Below are 2,318 nucleotides of genomic sequence, written 5' to 3'. Positions count from 1 at the left end.
CATTTTTATTAGAAATTCTAAATTTCGTTGTTTTTTATCCAGAAGCCTTAATATACATTTGATATTATTCTAAAATTTATAGCGCACTATTCGAACATTTTGTGAAAACCACCAAAAAACATCACAAACTACTAGTAGTAGGTATTAATTTCCTGTGTTTGTTCCAAACACCGTGTTAAACTGAAGGGGTTTAACAGATCTACTCTAATAACATTAATGAAATGGGGTATTTACTTGAACTTTCCACAATTAAAAATCGGGCATATGATGCCAAAGGTCCCAATTCTACAGGGAGGAATGGGCGTAGGCATTTCATTAAGTAAACTTGCATCTGCAGTTGCAAATGCTGGAGGAATTGGGATAATATCAGGAACTGGTATTTCCATAGATGAAATGAGAATGCATATTAGGAAGGCGAAAGAAAAGATTCGGAATACTGGTTATATTGGAGTAAATGTCCTTTTTGCAATGAATGATTTTGCTGAAAAAATGAAAGCAGCCATTGAGGAAAAAGTTGATTTCATCATATCTGGTGCTGGCATTTCGCGAGATATGTATACTTGGGGGAAAAATGCCGGCATACCAGTTATTTCAATAGTTTCCTCAGCCAAACTCGCTAAATTATCTGAACGATTGGGTGCAGCCGCTGTTGTAGTAGAGGGGCATGAAGCAGGAGGACATCTGGGTACCGAGCGACCTTTATTCGATATCTTACCGGAAGTAGTTGCAGCAGTCGAAATTCCCGTAATTGCTGCTGGAGGAATTATGACCGGGAAAGATATTGCTCGTGCCTTAAAAATGGGTGCATCTGGTGTGCAAATGGGGACAAGATTCGTTGCAAGTAATGAGTGTGACGCACCACTATCCTTTAAGGAAAAATATATAAATGCTCGATTAGAAGATACTATATTAGTCAAAACAACTGTCGGTCTCCAAGGTCGTGCGGTAAAAAATAACTTTACTAAATTAATAGCTGATAATAATAAAAAAATAAAAATAAAAAAGTGTATAAATTGCTTAAAAAACTGTTCTTATCGTTTCTGCACGCTAGATTCTTTGATAACCTCTATGGATGGTGATTGTGAAAATGGTCTTGTTTTCGCAGGTGCACGAGTAAATGAAGTCAAAGAGATTTTGCCCGTCCAAACAATTATTAACAATATTATGATGGAATATAGAGCATGTATTTAGCGTAGCATCCATGTATAGTTCTTTAAAAAATATTTAATGTTGTAAATTCTTATTTTCCTGACGATACATCAACTAATAATTATGGGCATTATTGATCATAAAAAAGAACACCTAAAAATGCTGTAGGTGTTCTTTTTTATTTATAATTGGATAATTTCTCTTATTTCTTCTATAGGTAACTTCGTAAATTTCGCAATATCCTCTACAGACATTCCGTTTTTATACATACCACATACCAATTGTATACGCTCGGCTTTTTTCCCTTCTTCAATACCCTTTTCAATACCTTTTTTGATTCCTTGCTCCTCTGCATGAGCAAACTTTGCAGCTTCATCCATTAGGGTTTTTTCCCTCGCTTCATAGGCTTGTCTGAAAGTCGAATCTTGACTCATTCGCTCCCACTTATTCATTGCTTTTTGTAAAATCGGATCTTGATTCATCGCAATGTCCTCCAATGTTTGAGTTAAGTGTTCATCTTCATTTGCCGGAAGTAATAACAGCCAACGAACAAATGAATCTTCCCACGGATTAACCTTCTCTTCCCGCCATTGTTCCATTAATTTAGGAAGCTCTATAACATGAATCTCTATATCATCACTAAACTGCTTTTGCTGTTGTACATTCCATAGCTTTCCCGTTGTATGAAATTCCTCATATTCGGGAAAAAGTACGAAGTTTAACAAATTAATAGTAATTGTTTTACTAAGAGAGCTGTAAGGCATCCCTTTTTGTAACTGTGAAGTATATAATTTACCCCAGTAATACAAACTTCGTTTAATCATGTCGTGATTATTATTCAGCTGAATTTCTACGTTTACTTTAGTACCTGTGTCTAATGTGGCTGAGACATCTAAAATTGATAATTTATCATCCTCGTGTTCTCGATGTAAATGTGGATCCTCTAATTGTAGTGACATAATAGGTGATTCTAATGAATTCTTTAGCATGGCATTTAAAAATGTGATAAGAATATCCTCACTACCACTTGTCCCAAATAATTGCTTAAAAGCAAAATCAATTCGTAAATTTACTAATGACTTGGTCATGACTTTCCTCTTCCTGTCTAAGAAACTCTCTTTTCTTTATTGTACATAAAAATTAGGTAATCATGCAAATAGGAACATTTA

2 protein-coding genes are annotated in these 2,318 nt (G+C 34.9%); one reads left to right on the top strand and one right to left on the bottom strand.

Annotated features, from left to right (window positions below; genetic code table 11):
• Window positions 1-216 precede the first annotated feature (216 nt).
• Window positions 217-1,191, top strand: coding sequence for an NAD(P)H-dependent flavin oxidoreductase (locus ACQGS6_RS26820; RefSeq protein WP_000871005.1), 975 nt, complete (start codon window positions 217-219; stop codon window positions 1,189-1,191).
• A gap of 140 nt (window positions 1,192-1,331) precedes the next feature.
• Here ACQGS6_RS26820 and ACQGS6_RS26815 read toward each other — a convergent pair whose 3' ends face one another.
• The gene (locus tag ACQGS6_RS26815) at window positions 1,332-2,237 is read right to left on the bottom strand and encodes an Rpn family recombination-promoting nuclease/putative transposase (RefSeq protein ID WP_000167466.1); all 906 of its coding nucleotides are present in this window, start codon (window positions 2,235-2,237) and stop codon (window positions 1,332-1,334) included.
• Window positions 2,238-2,318: the final 81 nt, after the last annotated feature.

The sequence above is a fragment of the Bacillus sp. GMs2/2 genome, assembly GCF_050172095.1.
GTDB classification, from domain to species: domain Bacteria; phylum Bacillota; class Bacilli; order Bacillales; family Bacillaceae_G; genus Bacillus_A; species Bacillus_A cereus.
Note: the sequence above shows the minus strand (reverse complement) of the source record. Positions and strands in the feature narration are given on the sequence as shown.

Excerpts from the sequence above, each read along its gene's own strand:
- ACQGS6_RS26820 (WP_000871005.1), top strand. The coding sequence starts at position 217 with ATGAAATGGGGTATTTACTTGAACTTTCCACAATTAAAAATCGGGCAT.
- ACQGS6_RS26815 (WP_000167466.1), bottom strand. The coding sequence starts at position 2,237 with ATGACCAAGTCATTAGTAAATTTACGAATTGATTTTGCTTTTAAGCAA.